The sequence below is a fragment of the Zhongshania sp. genome (assembly GCF_041584495.1).
Classification (GTDB): Bacteria; Pseudomonadota; Gammaproteobacteria; order Pseudomonadales; family Spongiibacteraceae; genus Spongiibacter.
Genome location: NZ_JBFHDY010000311.1, coordinates 1 through 1,158 on the forward strand (window position 1 = coordinate 1; position 1,158 = coordinate 1,158).

The following is a 1,158-nucleotide window of genomic DNA, read 5'->3' on the forward strand; positions in this document are numbered from 1 at the left end:
CCGAGTTTTATATTACTGCAACTTTTTACATGGGCCACGAAGAGCGAACGGAGGGGGGCTGAGAACTTAGCTTACCTTCCGATGGTGTACCACGTTTTCCCTGCTGTCTAAAAGTGTACATCAATTTCCGGCTGGCACGAACTAAGAGAGCCGGAATAAAACTACCGTGATCTCAGCGCGACAACCCAATCAATCGAGAATACTCATAACGCCCGATTGTAAGCGGTGCGGCTTTTTGCATCCGATTGACAAACTTGTTAGCTGGGAGGCTAGTATGAAAAAGATACCGAAATACGTGATTGAAAATAGTTTGACAGAGTCACCTAGAAAGTGGAAAAGCTCGAAGCGTAAGCAAGCGAGAGAAGCACGTCGAGCAATAGACGAATTGCGCCAAGGTTGCGCCTACTTCCCAAATGGTAATACGGATGTTGGAAAAGCAACGGAGGCGGTTGATCGAATAATTGCTGACATAAGTGTTAAAAATTGGGGCAGCTAACAGCAGTAATAAGCTGAACAATTAATTAATAACAGGATAAAAAATGACATTAGAAAAATATTTAAAAGAGAACAAAATTCTTAAGAAAGACTTTGCAAAAAAGATTGGGATATTACAAGCTATCTCAGCAATATATTAAGCGGTAATCGTAATGCTGGGCTATGCTTAGCCATACGAATTGAGGATGCTACAAGTGGCAAGGTTACTTGTAGGGATATGCTGCCTGTAGATAAATAACGCCTGAGCTAAAATGACGCTGATTAACGAGGAGACTCAAAGGTGGATGAACTAATTAATGTAATTACTAAAGAATTTCTATCGGTTGACTATGGAAATATTGAAGGATTTAAACCTAGGGATGATATTAAGCTAGCTTCACTAATTAGATTAAAAGCTGCTGTCGAAATAGCTATACATTATGAATTACAGCAAGAAGCAGACAGTTAACAGTCTGTTAATGAGGCCACCGGCCTCATAATAATTATTAGAAGGCGGCCTTTTAATTTTTTAATACGCAAAGCGCCGCACAGCAACTTATTGTTTTTCAAACTATTTAATTTTGGCGTAGGAAGGCCTTTCTTATTACGCTGGCCAGAGCACTTAACTGGAGCGGAAAGAAGACTATGCTGCGTAGGCAGGCAGTAATTGGCAGGGCTTGTCGA

3 protein-coding genes are annotated in these 1,158 nt (G+C 40.8%); 2 read left to right on the forward strand and 1 reads right to left on the reverse strand.

The window, feature by feature from the left end:
- Positions 1–274: 274 nt before the first annotated feature.
- The gene (locus ABYP33_RS19430; RefSeq protein WP_373093033.1) at positions 275–496 is read left to right on the forward strand and encodes a hypothetical protein; all 222 of its coding nucleotides are present in this window, start codon (positions 275–277) and stop codon (positions 494–496) included.
- 279 nt (positions 497–775) lie between these two features.
- Positions 776–943 (forward strand): hypothetical protein, encoded by a 168-nt coding sequence (locus tag ABYP33_RS19435; RefSeq protein ID WP_373093034.1) that lies wholly within the window; start codon positions 776–778, stop codon positions 941–943.
- Here ABYP33_RS19435 and ABYP33_RS19440 read toward each other — a convergent pair.
- Positions 940–1,158, reverse strand: a 219-nt coding sequence (locus ABYP33_RS19440) for a hypothetical protein (RefSeq protein WP_373093035.1), incomplete at its 5' end; no start/stop codon positions are given. The two genes, ABYP33_RS19435 and ABYP33_RS19440, sit on opposite strands and share 4 nt — an antisense overlap.

Excerpts from the sequence above, each read along its gene's own strand:
- ABYP33_RS19430 (WP_373093033.1), top strand. The coding sequence starts at position 275 with ATGAAAAAGATACCGAAATACGTGATTGAAAATAGTTTGACAGAGTCA.